We start from the raw sequence: 21,002 nt of genomic DNA on the forward strand, positions 1-21,002 counted from the left end.
GATTTCCCATGGGTCATACCGAATATAGTAGAAACTCATCACTCCGTGTTTCGATGTACAGCCCGGAACGCAAATTCATGAAGATCATGGAAACGCCGGCCCAGCAGCTCATACCCCTCGGCTCCAGGGTGCAGACCATCCGTCAGAAAGGCTTCATCCTCCGGACCGAACCAGTTCAAGCCATCCTGATAGAACAACTGGCGATCGCCTCGAGCCCTTAGCAGCTCCACGGTCTCGCGGATGAATTCCCGCATAATGGGCAGGGTGAAACCCAACGAATTGAGCTGCGTTTCGCGGACGGTGCCATAAATCGGAGAAATGACAAGCAGCGGGATATCCCTGTGTTTGTCGCGTATCGTCTCCAGCAGTCCAATCAGCAGCGGCTTGAACATACGTGGGCTTAAGGTGCCCCCGCCATAGATGTTCACGCCTGCACATATCGAGATGAAATCGGCCGGCAAGTCGCGAATCAGGCGCCCGATCATCGGTTCCATGTGGCAGTTGCCGGAGAAGCCGAGATTGGTCAAGCTGAAGCCGCAGGCTTCGGCGGCAATGGCAGGCCAAGCGCGGGAAGGGCTGGAAGCCCCGACGCACTGGGTAATGGAACTCCCGTACGTAATCCAGCGGGGCCGGGTGTCCGGCAGCGGGACTCCGACAGCATGGGCGCTGATCCGCAGGCCGTTGACCGTTATTCCTATATTTTGCGGGAGCCAAATCTCCAAATCCTTGATTCCGCCCTCAAGTCCACTGAACAAAGCTTCTGTTGCCCCGACGGCCAGGCTAAGCGTCTGATATAATTCTCCTCCTGCCACGCAATCCATAGCGGCGGCATCCGCAAGCGGCGCGAAAGATACTGCCACCTCGGTGGAGTCCGTACGCAGCCGCAGGCGAACACCGGCACATATCTCGGCTTTGCCATCGATTCCCGCAGGCGGATACAGCTCGTAATCCATGTAAGGAATACGCCACGGCTTGATACCCTCTTCCCGGTGCTCGAGCGAAACGGCACCGTGGAACCACTCGTCCGTTAATGGAAGCTGCTTCACGGCGCATTCCCTTCCTTCTGCTTCTCAGCCGGAATGAAATCTTCTCCTAGCCATACATCCTGCTCCAGCAGCCGCTGCTGAAGCTCGGCTACGGAAATGCCGCGCGAGCCGATGCCATCCCGCAGCGCCAATGCAGCCGCCGTACCCGAGGCCTGGCCCATGGAGAAGCAGTTCGGCATCACCCGGAGGGAGCCTTGCACTGCTCGGTCCGAGGATACGCAGCGTCCGGCAACCCAAAGGTTGTCGATGCCAACCGGCAGCATAATCCGGTATGGGACGCCGTGTGAAACACCCGGCGGCAGGTGGTTAAAGGTCATTTCACTTTTGCTGTTGGCGAGATGGATATCGATATAGTATGCGTTGCGGGCAATGTCGTCCGGGAAGGAACGCGCAGCAAGGAAGTCATCGACCGTCAAGATATAGTCCCCTTCGATCCGCCGCGTCTCCCGGATGCCGAGCTGCTCCCCGCTCGCCACCATATGGGCGTGTTCAAAACCCGGCACGTAGCGGCGGAAGAACTGCAGCTGACGTTCCGCCGTGCGGCGCCCTTCAATCGCCCCCCGCGTCAAATCCTCGGCAAGGGTGCCGTCAACGCCGAATACATGGCCAAAGTTGACGCCAACCAAATAGTCGCTGACCCAAGCAAGGCCGGAGATCGACTTGCGGCCCTCCGGCAGCGCACCGTCCTCGATCGCCAGCTCCACCGTCTTGTGAAGTTGGCCCGTATCCCCGCTCTCCTCCAGGTACCGTCTGAACCGTGGACGGTCCACATTCGCAAGCAGATAGCACATGCTGCCGGGCTGAAGCTCGCCCGCTTCCCCGCCCTTCTGAAAAGGAACTCCCGCCAGAGCGGCAATATCCCCATCTCCCGAGCAATCGATAATATACCTGCAGGGGATGAAAGACCGTCCTGTTTTGTTAACGACAACGACACCTTCAACCTTCCGGCGGTCCTCAGACCGGACAACATCGTAAACAAAGGTGTGATACAGCGTCGTCACACCGCTTTCCAGAATGGCATCATCATAAACCCGCTTCAGCACTTCGGGATCGATCGGCACCCAATCCAGCATCTCTTGATATTCCTCGCGGTACTGAGGATCGCATGCCTGCTTCATCCGTTCCATCAATTGAAGGCCGAGACCGCGGATAATCGGCTTCCGCTTATCCGTAAAGGGACAAAAAGCCGGAACGAGCGCAACCGTGCCCATACCGCCAAGGAACCCTCGCTGCTCCACCAGCATCGTTTGCGCCCCCCCTTTCGCAGCGGCAATGGCGGCGGCGATGCCGGAAGCACCTCCTCCGATGACAAGCACATCCACCTCGCGGGCAACCGGAATGCTGGCGGATGGCAACGTAATATGTCCTTTCATAGAAACCTCCCCATTCTGTATAGCTTTAACATGTCAACATTACTTATGGACTGTGCCTTTCAGACAGAGATCCAGCAAATCATCTACATGCGCAGTTGCCAGGCATTCTACGGTATCGGCGGCGCCGTAGTAGATTTTGACTTCCCCGGTTTCTTCCAGAATCATGCCTCCCGGAAAAATAACATGATTGCGGAAGCCCCCATCGGTCTCGTAATCGGCTTCCGGGGCAAGCAGCGGCGTCTCCGCCATGCCGATGATCCGGCTGGGATCGGCAAGATCCAGAAGTAAAATGCCGGATGTATAGCGCTTCTTCCAGCTGTCCTCCCAGCCGTTCTTGCCTCTGCTGGGATCGATGTCCACGGCATGGAACAGAGTCAGCCAGCCTTTGTTCGTTTTGACGGGCGGAGCGCCGGGGCCTACCTTGTCATTGGCATAAGCTACATCTTCAACCGCCAGGAGCAGCTTGGAGTTGCCCCAGTATTTCAGGTCAGGCGAGTCGCTCATCCACATGTCGAAGCGGTCGATCCCGCCCCGGCTGTATACAGGCATCGGACGCTCCAGCCGGACGTACTTGCCCCCGATCCGCTCTGGGAACAATACCATGTTGCGGTTGTCCGGCAGCGACAGGCTCAGCACCTCGAAGGATCGGAAATCCTCGGTGACGGCGATGCCGCCGCGCAGCCCGTGCTTGGTATCGACCGCAAAGCACATATAACATTGTTCGCCGATTACCGTTAGACGCGGGTCATACACGCGGATGACCTCTTCATCATGCCAAGACCAGCACGGTTCCGGCTGCACATCCCACTTTATGCCGTCATCGCTGAAGGCCAGCCCAAGATTCGTCGTATGATGAGGGGCAACAATTCCTTGATGTTCATCACCGTAGTCATTGCGGAAAACCATCACATACTTGCCTTTAAATTTGGTAACCCCGGCATTAAAGACCAACGCCGGACCGTAGGGCACATCACCCGGTGTCAGAATCGGATTCGCCGAATGCCGGGTAATGACCGGGCTGGAAAACAAAGGTCCTACTTTAAAACTCATGTGCATCATGCTCCTTGTATATGGTATTGTGTTTAACCTTTGACTGAACCCGCTGTCACCTGAATAAACGACTTGTTCGCCACAATATAAACAAGAAGCATCGGCAGGATCGACAGACATGCTCCCGCCATCATCAAATGGATCTGCATGGCCGCGGAAGAACCGTAACGGAGATTCGCCAGCCCGACGGTGAGCGTCTGCAGCTGCGGATTCGTCATCGTGAACACCAGCGGCAGAATGTATTCGTTCCAGGCATGACGGAAAGCAAACAGCCCGGCCACGCCAAGCCCTGGTGTCAGGAGCGGGAGAATAATCCGAAAGAAGGTTCGGATAAACCCGGAGCCGTCCACCATGGCCGCTTCGTCAAGCTCGCGGGGAATCGCTTTGAAGAAACCCAGCAGCATAAAAAAGGTGCTGGAATGGGCGCTGATGAGAATCAGGATCACGCCCCACAGCGTGGTATTCAGGTTCAGCGCGACCATCAAATCGAATTGCGGGCGCAGCACAATGGCACCGACGGATATAAACATCATCGACGCCTGCGTCGTCACATACAGGGATTTGCCGGGAAAATAGCGACGGTCCACCACATAAGCCGCCATGGCAGCTACCAGCAGGGTGCCAACAGTAACCATAATGCTGACAAAAGCGCTGTTCCAGGTATAGCGGGCAAAATTAGCCTGCTTCCAGGCTTCGGCGTAGTTGACGAACTGCAGCTTGGCCGGCAGCAGGCTGCCGCCGGTCATCATTTCGGCGCCGGTCTTGAGCGAACCGGACAATGTCATCAACAGTGGAAATAATGTCAGTATCGCCGTTATCAATAAGAACAGCCACATCACCGTACGGCCCACAATTCTGCCTGTGGGACCGGAAGGCGGGCGGGCGGCGATTTTGCCGCGCGCATCCGGTTGTTGGGGTAATACCTGTTCGTTCATTTGCTGATCCTCCTGCACGCCTGCAGCCGTTCATGATCAACCGATCTGCGGCGTTGTTGTCAAATCGTAAGGGCCTTCGCTAAATTTGGCATCTATTGTTGCATATAGTGCATGTTCGAAAATCATGTTAAGTGAGCTTTTTAAAAGAAACTTTAATACAACTTGTTCATTTTCCGGCTCAATAAGAAATACAAGCCCGTGATCGCTCCCACAATAACAGCGGTTACGAAGCCTACGGCGCTGCCGTATCCAAGCTGCTGCTCCACAGGCGAACCCGTGGATACCGGGAATAAAAGTTTGTATAGATAGAGATACATGACCTCGGTTTTGCCGATTGGTCCGCCTTCCGTGATGAGCATAATGCTCTCATAGCCTTTCAGGGATGCGATAATTGCGAGCATGATGACCAACTGGGCTACCGGAGCCAGCATCGGAAGCGTAATGCTCCAGAACCGTCTTCCGGCGTTTGCCCCGTCCATGGCCGCGCTCTCGTACAAATCCTGCGGAATGCTCTGCAGTCCGGCCAGAAACAGCAGCATATAATTGCCGACCGCGCCCCATACCGCCACCATAATGACCGTAAGCATCGCATGCTTCGGCCCGAGCCAGTCGATCGGCTGCGAGACCAGGTGCAGCTTCATCAATACGGTGTTAACCATCCCGTTATAGGAATTGAAGATCGTATAGAACACCACGGAGATAACTGCGGTGCTGATGATTGTCGGCATAAAATAGATCCCTCGCAGCAGTTTTCCGCCTCGCAGCTTGCCGTTCAGGATGACCGCGAGCAGCAGGGACAATGGCAGCGTCAGCAGCAGCTTGCCTCCGGCGTAGACAAAGGTATTGCCAACCGATTCCCAGAACAGCGCATCGCGCATCAGCCGACGAAAATTGTCCAGCCCAACAAACAGCGCTTCGCCATACCCGGCATAGTCATAAAACATATAACGCAGCATCCATATCAAGGGGTAGATGCCCAGGGCAGCCGTCAAAATGATGCTCGGCGATAGAAAAAGAGCATTCTCCCCTAGCCGTTTCCATTTCATATTCACGATGGGTTCCTCCTTCGGGGAAAGAAAAGGGGCATCCGCCAAAAATGCGTGCGGCAGCCCCATCCTCGCCTGTTATTCTCCCTGCGGTTTGGTTGGATCAAAGGCAGGGTTTGGCGTTACGTTGACCTCGCCTTTCTCCACCGCTTTGGACAATGCGGCGTTGTATCTTGTGTTTAAATCCTCCGTAATCGCTTTCAGGTCTTCATCGGTAAGGATATATTTGAAGAAAGCGTCCGCATAGGTGGATCCCTCCGGAGTAACGTTTGGCGAAGCAGGCCAGAGCGAGTCGTGTTCCCCGACCAGGAAGCCTTCCATGCCATTGATCTCCGGATCTTTAGCCTGTTCTACAATGCTCGGTACAATGGCAATCCCGAAGCCTTTTTCGTGATAGGTCTTCAGAACCTCATCGCCGTACATATACTGCATGAATGTCCAAGCCGCTTCCTTATTGGCCGATTGGGCGCTGATGCCGAGCCACGTTCCGGCGGACACGATTTCGGAAGTTCCCTTGATCTGACCGTCAAGCGTTGGAGCCAATGCGCCCCCCCAGTTGATTTCGGTCGGGAATTGATCCATGTACACGCCGGGCTCCGTCGAGAAGGATAGATACATCCCGATTTTGCCTGCGGCGAATTGGGCGCGCAGCGGGTCGATGTCCAGCGCTTCCGCGCCAGGCAGAATGCTTCCGTCTTTATGCATTTGCTTGAAATATTCAATGACCTGCGAGTAAGGCTCGAAATCGAACTGGCCTGTTTTCAGATCAAAGCCAAGTCCCTGATAACCGCTCAAGGAAAGAATCTCCCGGACGGAACGGTCAAATGCTTGCTTCGGATTTTTGAAGTTCAGCGCAAAACCATAGATGCCCTCGGCCTTGCCGACTTCGGTAATTTTCTTGGCATCCTCCACCATTTCCTGCAGCGATTTCGGAGGATTCTCAATGCCCGCTTTGGCAAAGAGATCCTTGTTGTAGACCAGACGCATGGTGAGACCGGTATTGGCAAGCGAGTACACCTTGCCGTCAAAACGGTTGACATCGTCGATCAGCAGGCTGCCGAACTTCGCTTTCAAGTCATCGGTCAGATACTCGTCAATTGGGGCGAGATACCCTTTTTTGACAAATCCGGACGTATTGGCGCTCTTGAGACGCAGTACATCCGGCGCCTGGTTGCTGGAAAAGGCAATGTCGACGCTTTGCGCGTAATTCTCGGACATGACCGTCAATTCCACCTGGATGTTATCTCCGTTAGTTTCATTGAACTTGTTGATCAATTCCTTGATATACTCCTGGTCATGACGGTCGTCAGTCCAGTATTTAAGCTGTACGGGTTGGCCCGTCTCGGTTGATGGTGCTGCCGTTCCGCCGTCAGACTTGCCATTCGTCGTGCCGCCATTGCTGCTGTTGTCGTTCCCGCCGCAGCCTGCGATTCCGGCTGCCAGAATGAGGCTCAAGCCGAGACTTAACCATTTTTTTCGCATACATTCTACCCCTTTGATTAACGTTTGTATTGTGAGCTCGTTTTTTATTATAGAATCCCGTTCTCGGAAAAGGAGTGAGGCAAATTCACTCTCAAGGGATAGAATTCTATGGTCTCCTGCAGCAGGCACCTCACGCCTCTGGCCGCTCCATGTGATAGCCCGCCCTGAATTCCGACGGTGTCTGGCCGGTGATCTTCTTGAACATCTCGCTGAAATATCTGCGCTCCTCATACCCTACCGCCGCAGCCACCTCCTGCACCTGTGCCCCCTCCACCAGCAGCAGTCTCGCCTTTTGAATGCGTTCCGAGGTGATATACTGTGTGACCGTCATTCCGGTCACCTGCTTGAATAAGCTGGAAAAGTAGCTGGCACTGAGATGCACATGGGCGGCACATTCGCCAACGGTAATATCCTCGGACAAGCGGCCTTTGATATAGCCTATGGCATTATAAATAACCTTCTGCCCTTCGGATAAGCTGTTCCGGCGAACCAGCTCGGCTCCCTCCGTGCACAAGGCAAGCAGTTGACGCTGCAAAGAGGCTAGCGATAGCCCCGCCGTCCCTTGTACCGTTCTGAATTTCTGAATCATCGGCTGTATCTCCGAATAGGGAACCATTTCGTAAAGCGTGCGGATTGCTGAAGCTGCCAGCTCATCGTACAGGCTGAGGAGATAATCCGGATTTTGCCGGGAGATTCGTTTCTGCAGCGCTTCCGAAATCGCGGTTAGAATCGCGTCCGTCCGGACAGCATTTCCGGAACGAAGGGCCAGCAGGAGCTCTTCCTTGTACTCCAAAGCCAGCGGCTCCTGGCTTCCGCTCTGGTGGATATCGTCATACTCAATGGCCGCATTGCCTTCGGTAAACAGGTGATGGGAGAGCGCCCGATGAGCCTGGCGATAGGAATCCGGAAGACCGCTGATCTCCTCCACCCTGCCGCCGACCCCGACCGAGACCGTAAATTTGGTGTATCGTTCAATATTCCGGCAGCACTGCTCGGCGATTTCAATCGGACAGGACGGTCCTGTATCGTTCAGTACGGCCAGGTACTGGTCGTGACGGGCGCGGAAAAGAACGCTTTGCGCATAATGCGCAAGCGTCTCCTGCATAATATTCAACAGCGAGAACCGGATCAGCTCCATTTCCTGGACGGACTGCTCGGCAACCTGCTCCCGGAAACGATCAATTTCAATCAGCATTACCACGAATCCGCGCGGCTCCAGCTCAATATTCAGAAACTCCCACCGTTCCGAGGCCTCTTCCCAGGAAGTGCGGTGGCTTATGAGCAGCGCAAAGTATTCCTGTCGCAGCGCCGGCATGCTCTCGCGAAGCTTGTTCTCCATATCCCTCAAACTTAACCGTTTGGACCTCTCTTCCATAACCTCTGCTTTGGCTCGCAGCACAGCCGACATCATATCTTCTTCTGTGAAGGGCTTCACCACAAAATCAAACGCCCCCAGCTGCACCGCCTGCTGCGCATATTCAAAATCGGCATAGCCGCTGATCAAAATGACCTTGCAGCCGGGGTTCTCTTCCAGCACCAAACGCAGCATGCTCAACCCGTCCATGATCGGCATTCGGATATCGGTAATAACCAGATCCGGACACAGCCCGTTGATCAGCGTAAGCCCCTCTTCCCCATTGCTCGATACACCTGCGACCCGAATCCCCTGCTCTTCCCAGTTCATCGCGGTCAGTCCGTCCACCACGCTTTTAATATCGTCGATAATGCAGAGACTGATCGCCTCAGGATTGCTCATCCAAATGCTCCCCTTTCTTGGGCAATGAAATCCGTATTTCGGTTCCGCGCTCCGGCGCACTGTCTACGTGAAATTCCGCACCGTCCCCATAATAGAGCCGGAGCCGCCGGATCAGATTGGACACCGCATATCCCTTCTTCGACTCCTGCAAAAAGAGTTCGCGCACTTGGGTCTGGTCCATTCCCCTTCCGTTATCACGTACGGCAATCGTCCAGCGTTTCTCATCCCCGCTAATCTCGATTTCGATTAGGCCGCCGTTCTTCAGGTCGCGAAAACCGTGCAAAATGCTGTTCTCCACCAGCGGCTGCAAAATGATGCGCGGAATCGAAAGCGATGACGCCTCCGGTTCGCGTACATGGATCTCATAAGAGAATAAGCCTTCATAGCAGCTTAACTGCAGCTCCAGATACTGGCGCACATGCTCCAGTTCTTTCAACAGTGTCGTAATTTCCTGACCATTGTTCAATCCGAGTTGGAACAGGCGTGAGAGCGACATGACCATTTGCTGCGACGGCTCGATCTGCTTCAATTTCAATTTCCAGTAGATGGTGTTGAGCGTGTTGTACAGAAAATGCGGGTCCATCTGCGCTGACAGCGCCTTGATCTCTGCAGATCGCTTATGCGTCTGCGCTTCCGTAACCTCATCAATCAACACCACAATCTGTTCCAGCATCCGGTTAAACCGAAATCCCACCTGAGCCAGTTCATCTCCGCTGCCGCTCTCAAAACGGGCGGTCAGATCGTTGTTCTCGACCCGCTTCATCACCTTCAGCAGCCCTTGCAGCGGTTTTAGCAAATAGCGTGAAAATGCGCCCGAAATCAACGTGGTGACGGTAAAAGCAGCCAGCGTAACCCCGGCGATCAGCCATTTGACAAAAACCATGTCCTGGAGCACGTCGGCCCGGGAACGGATGGTGGTCATGGTCCAATCCGCAATGCCGAGACGGGCATAATTAAGCAGATAGGTCTGGCCTTCCATTTCAAAGGGCTGACTTCCCTCCGAGCGGCTCATCAAGCCACTCAAATTACCCGTCTCCACTGCCTGCCTGACCAGCGGTTCCTTCACGGGGTAAACCGCCTCTCCATCAGCGTTCAGCAAGAAGCTGGACGCCCCTTCCGCGATGTTCCCCTGGACCAGCTTGCGGAAACCGTCCTCACGGATATTCACGACAATATAAACACCGCTGACCGGGGTGTCAAAGATCGGCTCCAGAATAAGCGAAATGACGCGTTCCTTGCCGGAGAAGAGCATATCCTCATGACCCTCCACCCACAGGTTCTTTTTCTCCTGCTCGATGCGCGCATACAGAACGGTATCCTCGAATTCGGTGAGCCGATTGCGGTTCATGGACGAAGGATAAAATTCGCCAATCGGCGTAAATACGTAGATCGATTGGATAAGCGGTTCGGCGATCCGCGCCTGCGAGAAAACGTTATCAAGATCGTTCAGATGCGTGTAATATCTGCTGGCATCCCCGGAGGCGGCATCCTTCAGCATGTCGTAGAATGGCTGGCTGATCATAAACGTCATCATAATCAGCATCAGTTTGTTCAGCTTCTCATCCACGATCTGCGCGGATCTGACCACCGTATCCTGCGTGAGCTTCAGCGCATTCTTTTCCAGCGTGGCAGCCGAGATATAATAAGACAACCCTCCGGTCATCAGGACAGAAAGCACGATGACAGCCAGAAAAGCGACCTTGAGTTTGTTGCGGAATGATTGCCTGCGGAGGTAGTCCAAGCTGTTCACGCCTTCCGTTAAATTCTATCTACCCATGCCGAGAGTACTCCCACTTCTGCAAGTGGAGAGGTGAATCGGCGATTTCTTGTCCGGGCCTACAAGATGTTCTTTCTTTTCTTCCAATGTAGCGGTATAATAAACAGGAACATACATTCGTATTCCGGAAGTGAAAAGAGGTGAAATCTTGTCCGTTCCAGCACTCGGGTATAGAACCTATCAAGTATGGATCAAGCCGGGGCATCGGTTGTTTGCCTATCTGGATGCATTGGGTCAGTGTGCAAAAAACCTGTACAATACGGCTAGCTTTTATATCCGGCAAGTGTTTACCGCAAAGGGACAGCTATCGGCTTGTCAGCCGTTGCAACAACAAGTGATGAACACCCTGTCCGCACATCTGGATGCGATGAACGAGCGAAGAAGCGTGAAAAATCGTTCCCGGCCCTTTACGTTGCCTTCGCCAGAGCAGCCCTTCCTGTCTTATTCTTTCTTGGATGCCTTGTTCAAAGTGATGGAGCAACCCGATTATCGCTCCCTCCCGGCCCAAAGCAGCCAAGGCATTCTGAAGGTCGTCTTCCAGAACTGGGCGGCCTTTTTCGCCAGCATGAAGGCGTATCGTCAACATCCGGAGACCTTTACCGGCAAGCCGAAGATTCCGGGCTACGCCCGCAGCAAGGTGAAGGAAGTGGTGTTCTCGAATCAAGATTGCGTCATCAAAGACCGAAAGTTCCTGAAGTTCCCCCGAACCAAGCTGAGACTGAACATCGGCAAGCTAGGGCGTACCGACGGCAAGTTCATGCAGGCGCGTGTCGTACCTCATCATGGGCACTATGTTATCGAACTCGTCTTCACGTGTCCAATGGAAGAGCAGAACACAGAGGGGGAACAAGTACCGGACGTCAGCCATTCTAATTTCATCATGGCGATTGATTTGGGTGTAGACAATCTTGCAACCATGGTCACGACAACCGGCTTACAGCCGGTGATCGTGAAGGGCAGGATCGTCAAAGCGATCAATCAGTATTATAACAAGATGAAAGCGCACTACACGAGTATTCTTCGTCAGGGTAAAAACCCGCGTGAAGGCACACACACATCCAAACGATTGGAACGATTGCATCTGCAGCGCCACCGCCTGATCAAAGACCTGTTTCACAAAGCCAGTCATCATATCGTCAGACTGGCCGAAGAGCAGAGGATCGGTACGATCGTCATCGGTCATAATGCAGGATGGAAACAAGAATCCGCCATGGGACGGCGAAACAACCAGTCGTTCTGTCACCTCCCGCACAAGCAGCTCATTGCGATGATCCAGTATAAGGCAGCAGCAAAGGGAATCACGGTGATCCTGACGGAAGAAGCCTATACGTCAAAAGCGAGCTTCCTGGATAAAGATCCGTTGCCGCGTTTCGGTGAGGGAGGAACCTATCTCTTCTCCGGCAAGCGGATTTATCGCGGGCTGTATGCGAGCCAGGCGGGCGTGATTCATGCCGATGTGAACGGAGCAGCCAACATTATACGCAAAGTATTCCCAAACGTATCTGCTAAGCCTTCGGATGGGATAGAGGGGTTGGATGGTAACCAGTCCATCAACGTGTCAACTCCAAGGGTGTTAAGCATCCTGAAACCTTCAGGTTGAGACATCTGAAACCCGCACTTCAACCGAAGCGACTGCCTAGGTAAGTGGCGGGAGTATTCATTCTTTGATTATGTCACTGCATCCCCTGTACGACAATGCAAAAAAACGAAGCTGTCCCTGGCAGCCAATCATGGCGTTAGGGGCAGCTCCTTCGTATGATCCTCTTAACGCTGACCGACCTGTGGATCGGCTTTTATTGACACGGTACGGGATGCCTTCAAGTTAGATCGAATCAGGTGCCAGTACCACAGCATCATCAAAAGCTACGCCTGCCGAAGTGGTCCGAAATCCTATTTTTCCTGCTGTCAGTTCCGTATCGGGATTGGTCCATTCCACTTTTAATTCTCCATCCACATAACCTTTTATTGCGTTCCCTTCAATAGAAGCCTTCATCGTATACCACTGGTTCGCCTGAGCTGTAAACGGGGTACTGGATACAAGGGTCATGACGTTGTCCACGGATTTGTACAACTCCAGCTTTTGGGCTGCGGAATGGATTCGGAACATATAGAAATTACCCGCATCCTGTACCCTGAAGAGAATGCCTGCGTTGGCATTGGTGATGGGCATTTTCGCTTTGGCCTCATACGTATAATCCGTCCACGAATCGCCGGCAGCAATGACTGCAGTGGCAGCTTGATTCTGAATCAAGGCATTTGTGCCGTCAGTTATTACATCCCAAGAACCTGAAGCAGACGTCCATCCTCCGGCATTTCCATCTTCGAAATCGTCGCTGAATACAATGACCGTAGGATCCGGATTCACGGGAGGTTCATTCACGTCCGTGACATGGATCGTAAAGTTCTTCTCAACGTACAGTCCTCCTGAATCTGTGCTCCTCACCCGGATGCTGTAGCTGTCCTTGGCTTCGTAATCAGGCGTTACGGCTAGTAACAACTTATTGTCCGAAATGGTGAAGCTGCCGTTGTCCTCATCCCCTGAACCTGCTATCAGCATATAAGAAAATGTTTCTTCCGCATCAGGGTCGCTGGTGGAAAAGGTTCCGACCATGCCTCCCGCCGTCGTGTTTTCAACAACACTGTTGTGTGAAAGGGCAATCTCCTCAGGCGCTTTATTGAGGAGACTAACCACGGCATCGTCAAAATGGACGCCCGCCGAGGTGGTCCGGAATCCGATCCCCCCAGCCGTCAATTCGGTTACAGGATTGGTCCATTCCATCTTTAATTCTCCATCCACGTAACAGGAAATCGTGTTCCCTTGTATAACCGCCTTAACCTTATACCACTGTTTCTCAATGGCCGTGAACGGCATACTGTTTACAAGCGTCAGCTGTCCATTTACGGATTTGAACAACTCCAGCTGTTGATTCGATGAATGAATGCGATACATATAATAATTGTTTGCATCCTGCACCCTGAAGACCATGCCCGCGTTGGCATTGGTGATGGGCATTCTTAATCTGGCTTCATAAACGTAATCCGTCCATGAACCTCCGCTATTAGCGGTAATCAGGGAGGTGGTTGTCTGATTTCCGCTGGACAGCACGTGATTCGTGCCAACTGTCGGGACGGTCCAACCGCCGGACATCGACGTCCAACCCGCCGTATTTCCGTCTTCGAAATTGTCGCTGAATAGCGGAGGCTTGGAATTGGCAAAAACGATACCATATACATTGTTATTAACGGTAACATTCAAGTCGTCCAGGGTTGTTGCAAGTTTGCCCCCAACATAAACATCCGTGAACGTGACCCCGTTAACCCTTCCGCCTTTCGTGGCATTCCCGGAAATTCTGGATTTCTGGGTGCCGGTCTCGCGAACATTAATGTTCTTGACTACAACATTGCTTACATCGCCGGAAGTGCTGGTAGACACTCCAAGCCAATAGTTCCCGAATTGATTGATACCGACGCGTTCGATGTCGATATTCTCAAACGTAATATTTTGGGCGTAACCTTCCTCCGGGAGTGTATTCAGTTGGTATCCATGATCAATAAGCAATGCTCGGGCGCTTTGATAGACATACGAATTTCGGATGGTTACGCCGATTTGCGGCTGGGCTACGCCCATGCCAATCTTGAAAGCCGCGCATCTTGTCCATGCAAAAGCGTCATCAAAGACCACATTCTCCAAATGTTCAAGCTCGCCCGGCCAGTCTTTGGACATCCCCGTCTGCAGCCAAGTTTTAGTGGAATACGTGTCATCATCCGATATGGCAATCGAATGTTGAACTAGCACATTCTGACTCTCGTTGATATCGATAACGTCATTCTCGATTTTGTATAAATCCTGGAATCCCTTAAGATTGTTTATGGTCACATTGTCGGAACGAACCACCATGAACGACCAGAAACCGCCATCCCGCAATATTAGGCCGTCAAAAGTAAAATTGGATGTTGCGATCGGAACGAGCAGGTTATTGAGGAACCCTTCATTTTTATTCGGCGCCGGCATCTTTCGCTCTCGCATCGCAATGCCTTTTCCATCAATGGTTCCCCGTCCCCGAATCGTAATATTGCTGGAATCAACGGCAGTACGTATAAAATACGTTCCATCCGCGTTTCGTGAATCCTTGCGAAAATCAATCACGTAGTCTTCCCCCCTGCCCGTGCCGACAATGACGGCGCCGCCGGCCAGGTAAAAGGTTACGTTGCTTTTTAATGTCAGGTTCCCGCTCTTATAAACACCGGCCGGTATGAATACAACGCCGCCGCCGGCTTGATGGGCGTCATCGATCGCCTGCTGAATCGGACCCGATGCCAGCGACGTACCCGTGTTATCCGCATGGTATGGCGACTGCGTCACATTATAAATCCCGGCACCTGTGGACGGGGGAATATCCGTCTCCAAGGGATCTGCCGCGATAACAATCTTCTTCCTCTGGTCATTGATTTTCACGATGACATAGGTTGAGGATGAAAGATAGAACGTTAGTTTGTTCCCGTTGACCGTGCCTTCGATATTTTTAGCCTGAGGACTGATGGAGTATGATGTAATCGGCACATTGTTGGTAACTTCGATACGGACCGTGCCGGAAAAAGAAAATTGAGCATAATCATAATCAGCCAGATAACTGAGTACAGGAATCGCTTCGTTATTCGCTTTCAACGAAAACACGCTGGATGCGGTATAGATGGATGGCATCGGGTAATTTTGTATCGTGGCCGGAGCAGCGGCGGTCTGTGCCAAAGATGCCGGAGCAGCGGCATCCGTCATATCCATTGAAGAAATTGAATAGCTATCGATTTCTACAGCATCCGCAGCTCGGGGTGAGAATCCAGTGATTATTACGGCAAGCACGACCAACAGACTAACTGCTTTTCTTGTCATGGTAAGCATAAATACCTCCTCAAGATTATTCATCTGCCCCACGATAATAAGGCAGCGCAGCTTCTGTTCTCCCGGTTGTATTCTTGCTTGGTTTTTTCTGAATGCGCTAACATTTTATCGGAAGCAAGCAGCCCGCTCTCTGACGTTCACCCCCCTCCATCCAAACTTTCCTCTGTCACCATGGATTATATTCCCTGCCCATAAAAAATGGAGTGGGGCAAGCCCACTCTCCAGGGACACATTTTAACTGTTCTCGCCTGCCGATGCACTGACAGCCATTTCGTTGCGGGAATGAAGATCTACACAGACGCTGTCTCCATTGATTGCACCAAGGCTACTTTTCCGATAAATCGTCGTAAGAAAGGACTCTCGAAGTCATGTGCTCAAAAGTTCCCTTCTCCAACATTTCTTGGCCCATGCGATGCAGCAGCGATATTGCGGCGCGAAAAGGTCCTGAGCCGGTGCTGATGCGCTGAATCCCTAGCGCTTCAAGTTCCTTTGCGGAAGGCATTCCCGGTCCGGCCAATACATTGATCGGACAGCTTATTTCATGGCGCAGTGTCTGGATGTCGGAGATTTCCTGGATTCCGGGAACAAAAATACAATCTGCCCCGGCTTCCTGGTAGGCATGGGCCCGCTTGATCGTCTCTTCAAGCCTCCCAGCAGGCGGCATAGACTTGATCCAGTAAGCATCGATCCTGGCATTGATAAAGAGAGGATAACCCATGGCATTCCCCAGCGCCCGGATCACGGCTAATTTGTTTTGCTGGAGTAAAATGTCATGCAGCGGCGCTTGCCGATCCATGCCGCTGTCTTCAATGTTTATCCCCGCCGCGCCTGCCTTGATCACCTGCTTAACCGACTCGGCGACTTCATCAGGTGTTTGTCCATACCCGTCTTCCATATCCACGGTAACCGGAATATCCACGGTTTGCACGATCCTGCGGACCGTATCCAACATCCGATCGAAGGGCATATTCCGATCCGCATACCCATGGGAAACCGCTATGCCGGCACTTGTCGTGCCGATTGCCTTGAAGCCGCACTTCTCAAAAGTGTTCGCGCTCGCAGCATCCCATGCATTGGGCAAAATAAATTAGAGTGAAGCTTTTTAAAGGCGGCAAGCTTTTCAAGCTGTTTTGTCATGTCCATACCATACCTCTCCCCATCTATTATCGACTGGCGTACTTTTGTATGTAGTATAAACCGAGTACTATTCGATACCTATCGAAATATGGAATGCACTTGGAGTTCCAGAAGGATATGGAAATGTCTGACTAGAATAATAATCAGAGCCTATAAGAAATTGGAGTGAATACGGTGGGAGAAGGTAGACCGACCATGAATGACAAAATAAATGAATTTATGATTTGGGCAGAAGAAAACGGTTGGACGATAACTAAGAATGAGGATCATCAGTTACATTTAGCTGGCAGCTTGTTATCAAGATATAAGGAAATTCCTAATGATTATTTGGAATTTTTAAGTGTTGTAAAACGATGCATCACACCTGATGAGAAGTCCTGGTTTCTTTGCGAGGATGAATACAATAATCGCTCCGATACTGAATTTAAATGGAATGAATTTGAAATGCTCAGTTTGGAGGCAGCAATGGGCGATGAACTATGGAAATCAGAAATAACTGCGTGGTGGGATTCTTACCTGCCGATCGTGATATCAGTCGATGGTGGGTATTCCTTCTATGCGATTGATTTAACCAATGACGTTGGTGCTATCGTGCGCGGATATGAACCTGAATTTGAAGAAGTTGAAAAAGCGTCCCATAATCTAGAAGGGTTTTTGGAATTGATTATGTCGAAAACTATAGAGTTCCAATGATAAATAGGCAATGCATACAACCTTAGTTCGGTACTCAACCAGACTAAGGTTGTTGGCCTTCGACCCAGGGAGTATTAATATTCAAGTAGACGGCCATGATCGTTCCATTGACCGTACATTTTGTTTTCTCTCGTGTTGGTTATGAATTTGTCTAATCTGCTCTTAAATAATTCCGGCTGATTCTTATAGCTTTGTATCGTGTCGATCCGAACTCTTTTATAAAGATCCGGAAATGCCATGAAATTCTCATATACTTGCTTTTCCTCTTTTAGCCTTTGTTCTATGACCTCATCTATTCTGAAAGAAGCAGGATCCATGTCAGGAAGAACCCTCCTGCCTTCGTCACTCATGAGCCCCAACTTTTCGAGGCGGCGGACACGTTCTTTATTCAATTCAGTCCATGAGCTTTTTTTAGTTCTAGGAGACAGTCTCTGGGCCAACTCGGTTTCGTACATTTTCTTTTTAATGCCATCAATCCATCCAAAGCATAAGGCCTCCTCAACGACGTCCAAATATAACAACATATCAGGGGTTGGCGTCATACTAACCAAGACCCAGCAAGACTTCTCGGTCGTGCCATGGTTCTGCAGCCAAAGCCTTAAATCCTCTCTCGATTTTGCTGGAATGACATGCTCGATTATCATAGCTAAAACCCATCCTCCTCCTTTCTAAAGAGAATATCAAAACATGGCCTTTCATTGGAAGGCCATGTTTTGAATGCGTTACTGTTTGTTTGAAATGACTTTATCCAGAAACCGATCTGCGTCACGATTAAATTTCCAGGCAACTCCGAACTGATCAACCAGCATTCCAAAGCACGAAGACCAAGGGGTATTGGATAACGGCATCACAACATGACCGCCAACAGACAATCGGTAAAAGTAGTCTTCCAATGTTTGTTTATCATCCATGACTACACTAATAAGTACGTTATTTCCTCTCATCAACTCACCCGTTACCGCCTTCATGGAAGGCAAAATATCCGACATCATGATTTTCCCGCCTGCAAATTCTACCGAAGACTCCATGATCATATTTAATTCATGTTCTGGCAATGGATAGTTTGGATCCTGCGGAAAATCCTTAAATTTCACTTTTTTTACCTCGTTCGCATGTAGAGCCTCCGAATAAAATTCAATCGCTTCTTCGGCGATTCCATCAAAGTTCAAATAGGCAATGGCTGACATAAAGTTGTACCTCCTTCTTTTGATAGATGAAGTATAATTTATTAGTGGTGACAGACGCATGTCACCATTTAAAAATTTGCACCAAAAGAGGGGCCGTTATGGAGAAGGTTGAGAGATTAATATCCATTATCATGATATTGCTGAAAAAAGATATCGTTTCAACAAAAGAATTCGCACAATTATTCAACGTTTCCAAGAGAACGATTCTTCGAGATATGGAAACACTGAGCTTATCCAACATTCCCATCTATTCTGTTCATGGAATTCATGGCGGATACGGTATTATGGATGAATACAAGGTGGATAAGCGACTTTTAAACAGCTCCGACTTAGAAAATATACTGACTGCCCTCGGCGGATTGGAACAAATTCTAATTAGCGAGGAAGTTGAAATCACGATTAAAAAAATGGAGGCCATGGTTCACCCCATGTCACTGAAAGGTTCAGTCCGTCTATCATTTTATGATTGGGAGGGTCGGTCCGAAATTCTTCAAACCTTAAAGACATGCCAAGAATCGATCATAGGGAAAAAGTTAATTTCATTTGATTATATTGATAAAAATGGCATGATAACGAATCGTATCGTCGAGCCGTATCAGCTTCATTATAGCGAAACGAGTTGGTACTTGAAGGGATTCTGTTTACATCGTCAGAGCTATAGAACATTTAAATTATCCAGGATCGATAATCTAAAAATGAATGAAGAAACCTTTAACCCGAGAGATTATGCATTAGAACAAGGCGCAGCCAGTTACCAGCCGCAACTCGTCACCATTAAAGCGTTAATTGCGCCCGGCATAAAAGATCAGTTTATTGAAAGATACGGTCGAAAGAGTATTGAAAGCTATAGTTCTAAATATTTCCTGGCTACCATCCATATTCCTCAAGACCCTTTTGGATTTCAATTTTTAGCAAGTTTCGGTACAAATTTAGAAATCGTTGAACCTAAATCATACGTGGAGGAGTTTCGCAATTATTTGCTTAAAATGGTCGAGAAATATTCTTAAAAGTCCCTTTTTACATTAACATGTTAGGGTCTTCTAACAGATCGCTGACTCTTGCTCCCAACACAAATACACCTTCAAGACCGCCTCCATATCTTACGACATAGCAACGTTCTCCTGAAGGTGCTTTTCTTACCGATTCATCACTTCTCCATTCCGGTACCGGCGCCCTTCAAGCCCAGCTGGGAGTTGAAGAGCTGCTCGATCCGGGTGCAGGTATCCGCCGGGGTCTCCATGCCAGCCCACAACAGATTCAGTTCATCCAGCAGCGTCAATATTTCAGATTGGTTCATGTTGAGGATATGCAGCGGATAAGCATGCGGCAGCACCTCGAGATAACGGTTATAGTGCTGCGGATGAATGTCCGGATTCAGCAGGCTGTCATCCTCGGCCACGGACCGCAAAACCGGAATGGTGCATCCGTACTGTTTAAGCAGTTTCTGAGCTTCCTCGCCTGTCATAAAATCCACGAGTTTTTCGGCGATATTCCGATGACTGCTCGCAGCGTTGATCGACAGACCCCCACCTAACAGTATAGTGGCGGGTTTAGCCCCTTTCGGCAAGGTCATCACATCCCAGTCGATGGAATGGTCGCGGAATTCATTCATGAAATAATAAGTGGACATGATCATCGCGACCCGTTCCTTCATAAACAGGCTTTCGGCTAAATGGCTGCTGCCATGGGAAAAGATCGGCGACACATGCTCCTTGTACATCAGCGATACGCAATACTCCAGCGCTTCGATGTTCCGCTCGTCCGCCATCGTGCTCCGGCTGCGGTCTGCAGCCATGATGCTGCCTTCATTTTGAAGCAGAAAGACCGGCCAGCGGTTGGGGGACGAAGAGAAGCAGAAGCCGTAATGATCGGTCATTCCGTCTTCGTTCGGGGCCGATGTGCAGGCTTTGGCCGCCTCCAGCAGCTCCTGCCAGTCGCCAAGACTGACAGGGTGAGTCAGTCCGTGCTGACGGAAGATCGAACGGTTATAGCAGATGACTACCGGAGAGAACACAAACGGCGCCGCGAGCATGCCGCCTTCATGATTGAACAGCTCGAAGACCTGCGGATAGCTTGCTCCTTCCTCCATGAGACGGGGAGGAACATATCCTGTCAGCAGATTCGTGCGCCCGCTTTCGGCCCATTCCCGGAAATGCTGATCCGACATGATAAACAGATCTGGCCCTTGACCGTCCTCCATGGAACGGATGATGGTTTCGGTGTAGAAATCCTCGGAGTACAGCACCATCTCCACCTGAACGAACGGATGCTTCCGCTCGAACGCCTCGATCATTTTTTCGATAATCGGAATCTCATAGGAGGAAGAGAACCAGGCGAGTCTCAGCACGACAGGCGTTCTGTCCTCATCCGGCACCTTCACCCGGTTGCCCTTGCCCGCGATTTTCTCGATCAATCCTTCGTTCACCAGCTCATCCAGCGCCTTCCGGATCGATACCCGGCTCATTTCATATTTCTGGCTAAGCGTATTTTCCGGCAAAATAAATTCACCCGGCTGAAGAACACCGGCAACGATTTCATTCCTTAATTCCTGAATAAAGCGTTCATAACGCTCATGAAATTCATTTCTTCTACGCAACAATATATACCGCTCCTATACATGTCT

The 21,002-nt window shown here is 50.9% G+C and carries 16 protein-coding genes; 3 read left to right on the forward strand and 13 right to left on the reverse strand.

Annotated elements, in window-relative coordinates:
- Window positions 1–38 precede the first annotated feature (38 nt).
- The 8 genes from OHJ21_RS09170 to OHJ21_RS09205 all read right to left on the reverse strand — a co-directional run bounded on the left by OHJ21_RS09170 (window position 39) and on the right by OHJ21_RS09205 (window position 10,438).
- Window positions 39–1,046, reverse strand: coding sequence for an SGNH/GDSL hydrolase family protein (locus tag OHJ21_RS09170; protein WP_486019879.1), 1,008 nt, complete (start codon window positions 1,044–1,046; stop codon window positions 39–41).
- Window positions 1,043–2,419 carry an FAD-dependent oxidoreductase gene (locus OHJ21_RS09175; protein WP_486019880.1) on the reverse strand — a complete coding sequence of 459 codons (1,377 nt, stop codon included), beginning with the start codon at window positions 2,417–2,419 and terminating at the stop codon, window positions 1,043–1,045. Before OHJ21_RS09175 ends, OHJ21_RS09170 begins: the two co-directional genes overlap by 4 nt.
- Window positions 2,420–2,458: 39 nt before the next feature.
- Window positions 2,459–3,469 (reverse strand): glycoside hydrolase family 130 protein, encoded by a 1,011-nt coding sequence (locus tag OHJ21_RS09180; protein WP_486019881.1) that lies wholly within the window; start codon window positions 3,467–3,469, stop codon window positions 2,459–2,461.
- A gap of 32 nt (window positions 3,470–3,501) precedes the next feature.
- Window positions 3,502–4,404, reverse strand: a complete 903-nt coding sequence (locus OHJ21_RS09185) for a carbohydrate ABC transporter permease (RefSeq protein WP_486019882.1) — start codon at window positions 4,402–4,404, stop codon at window positions 3,502–3,504.
- 152 nt (window positions 4,405–4,556) lie between these two features.
- On the reverse strand, window positions 4,557–5,456 hold the full coding sequence (locus OHJ21_RS09190; protein WP_486019883.1) for a carbohydrate ABC transporter permease: 900 nt from the start codon (window positions 5,454–5,456) through the stop codon (window positions 4,557–4,559).
- 72 nt (window positions 5,457–5,528) lie between these two features.
- Window positions 5,529–6,932 (reverse strand): ABC transporter substrate-binding protein, encoded by a 1,404-nt coding sequence (locus OHJ21_RS09195; RefSeq protein ID WP_486019884.1) that lies wholly within the window; start codon window positions 6,930–6,932, stop codon window positions 5,529–5,531.
- Between the two features lie 130 nt (window positions 6,933–7,062).
- Window positions 7,063–8,688, reverse strand: a complete 1,626-nt coding sequence (locus tag OHJ21_RS09200; RefSeq protein ID WP_486019885.1) for a helix-turn-helix domain-containing protein — start codon at window positions 8,686–8,688, stop codon at window positions 7,063–7,065.
- Entirely contained in the window at window positions 8,675–10,438 is a 1,764-nt protein-coding gene (locus tag OHJ21_RS09205; RefSeq protein ID WP_486019886.1) for a cache domain-containing sensor histidine kinase, read from the reverse strand. The genes OHJ21_RS09200 and OHJ21_RS09205 overlap by 14 nt, the downstream gene beginning before the upstream one ends.
- 175 nt (window positions 10,439–10,613) lie before the next feature.
- Here OHJ21_RS09205 and OHJ21_RS09210 point away from each other — a divergent pair, with 175 nt between their 5' ends.
- On the forward strand, window positions 10,614–12,065 hold the full coding sequence (locus tag OHJ21_RS09210; RefSeq protein ID WP_486019887.1) for an RNA-guided endonuclease InsQ/TnpB family protein: 1,452 nt from the start codon (window positions 10,614–10,616) through the stop codon (window positions 12,063–12,065).
- A 222-nt stretch (window positions 12,066–12,287) separates the two neighbouring features.
- Here OHJ21_RS09210 and OHJ21_RS09215 read toward each other — a convergent pair whose 3' ends face one another.
- Together OHJ21_RS09215 and OHJ21_RS09220 are read right to left on the reverse strand one after the other, a co-directional pair.
- The gene (locus OHJ21_RS09215; RefSeq protein ID WP_486019888.1) at window positions 12,288–15,353 is read right to left on the reverse strand and encodes a 3-keto-alpha-glucoside-1,2-lyase-like domain-containing protein; all 3,066 of its coding nucleotides are present in this window, start codon (window positions 15,351–15,353) and stop codon (window positions 12,288–12,290) included.
- A gap of 334 nt (window positions 15,354–15,687) precedes the next feature.
- Complete coding sequence (locus OHJ21_RS09220; protein ID WP_486019889.1) at window positions 15,688–16,443, reverse strand: isocitrate lyase/PEP mutase family protein; 756 nt, start codon at window positions 16,441–16,443, stop codon at window positions 15,688–15,690.
- 251 nt (window positions 16,444–16,694) lie between these two features.
- On the opposite strand from OHJ21_RS09220, the gene OHJ21_RS09225 reads away from it, so the two are divergent.
- Window positions 16,695–17,192: an SMI1/KNR4 family protein gene (locus OHJ21_RS09225; protein WP_009595399.1), complete on the forward strand. Its 498-nt coding sequence runs from the start codon at window positions 16,695–16,697 to the stop codon at window positions 17,190–17,192.
- Between the two features lie 74 nt (window positions 17,193–17,266).
- On the opposite strand, the gene OHJ21_RS09230 is transcribed toward OHJ21_RS09225, so the two are convergent.
- Together OHJ21_RS09230 and OHJ21_RS09235 are read right to left on the reverse strand one after the other, a co-directional pair.
- Window positions 17,267–17,836 (reverse strand): YdeI/OmpD-associated family protein, encoded by a 570-nt coding sequence (locus tag OHJ21_RS09230; RefSeq protein ID WP_009595404.1) that lies wholly within the window; start codon window positions 17,834–17,836, stop codon window positions 17,267–17,269.
- Window positions 17,837–17,914: 78 nt separating this feature from the next.
- Complete coding sequence (locus tag OHJ21_RS09235; protein ID WP_009595424.1) at window positions 17,915–18,379, reverse strand: VOC family protein; 465 nt, start codon at window positions 18,377–18,379, stop codon at window positions 17,915–17,917.
- 98 nt (window positions 18,380–18,477) lie between these two features.
- On the opposite strand from OHJ21_RS09235, the gene OHJ21_RS09240 reads away from it, so the two are divergent.
- The gene (locus OHJ21_RS09240) at window positions 18,478–19,386 is read left to right on the forward strand and encodes a helix-turn-helix transcriptional regulator (protein ID WP_009595412.1); all 909 of its coding nucleotides are present in this window, start codon (window positions 18,478–18,480) and stop codon (window positions 19,384–19,386) included.
- A gap of 140 nt (window positions 19,387–19,526) precedes the next feature.
- Here the strand turns inward: OHJ21_RS09240 and OHJ21_RS09245 are convergent, their stop codons facing one another.
- Complete coding sequence (locus OHJ21_RS09245; protein WP_486019891.1) at window positions 19,527–20,978, reverse strand: extracellular solute-binding protein; 1,452 nt, start codon at window positions 20,976–20,978, stop codon at window positions 19,527–19,529.
- Window positions 20,979–21,002: the final 24 nt, after the last annotated feature.

The sequence above is a fragment of the Virgibacillus sp. LDC1 genome (genome assembly GCF_025792345.1).
Taxonomy (GTDB): domain Bacteria; phylum Bacillota; class Bacilli; order Paenibacillales; family Paenibacillaceae; genus Paenibacillus_AQ; species Paenibacillus_AQ lautus.

Coding starts and splice junctions, on each gene's coding strand:
- OHJ21_RS09175 (WP_486019880.1), bottom strand. CDS start 2,419: ATGAAAGGACATATTACGTTGCCATCCGCCAGCATTCCGGTTGCCCGC.
- OHJ21_RS09180 (WP_486019881.1), bottom strand. CDS start 3,469: ATGAGTTTTAAAGTAGGACCTTTGTTTTCCAGCCCGGTCATTACCCGG.
- OHJ21_RS09185 (WP_486019882.1), bottom strand. CDS start 4,404: ATGAACGAACAGGTATTACCCCAACAACCGGATGCGCGCGGCAAAATC.
- OHJ21_RS09195 (WP_486019884.1), bottom strand. CDS start 6,932: ATGCGAAAAAAATGGTTAAGTCTCGGCTTGAGCCTCATTCTGGCAGCC.
- OHJ21_RS09200 (WP_486019885.1), bottom strand. CDS start 8,688: ATGAGCAATCCTGAGGCGATCAGTCTCTGCATTATCGACGATATTAAA.
- OHJ21_RS09215 (WP_486019888.1), bottom strand. CDS start 15,353: ATGACAAGAAAAGCAGTTAGTCTGTTGGTCGTGCTTGCCGTAATAATC.
- OHJ21_RS09225 (WP_009595399.1), top strand. CDS start 16,695: ATGAATGACAAAATAAATGAATTTATGATTTGGGCAGAAGAAAACGGT.
- OHJ21_RS09230 (WP_009595404.1), bottom strand. CDS start 17,836: ATGATAATCGAGCATGTCATTCCAGCAAAATCGAGAGAGGATTTAAGG.
- OHJ21_RS09235 (WP_009595424.1), bottom strand. CDS start 18,379: ATGTCAGCCATTGCCTATTTGAACTTTGATGGAATCGCCGAAGAAGCG.
- OHJ21_RS09240 (WP_009595412.1), top strand. CDS start 18,478: ATGGAGAAGGTTGAGAGATTAATATCCATTATCATGATATTGCTGAAA.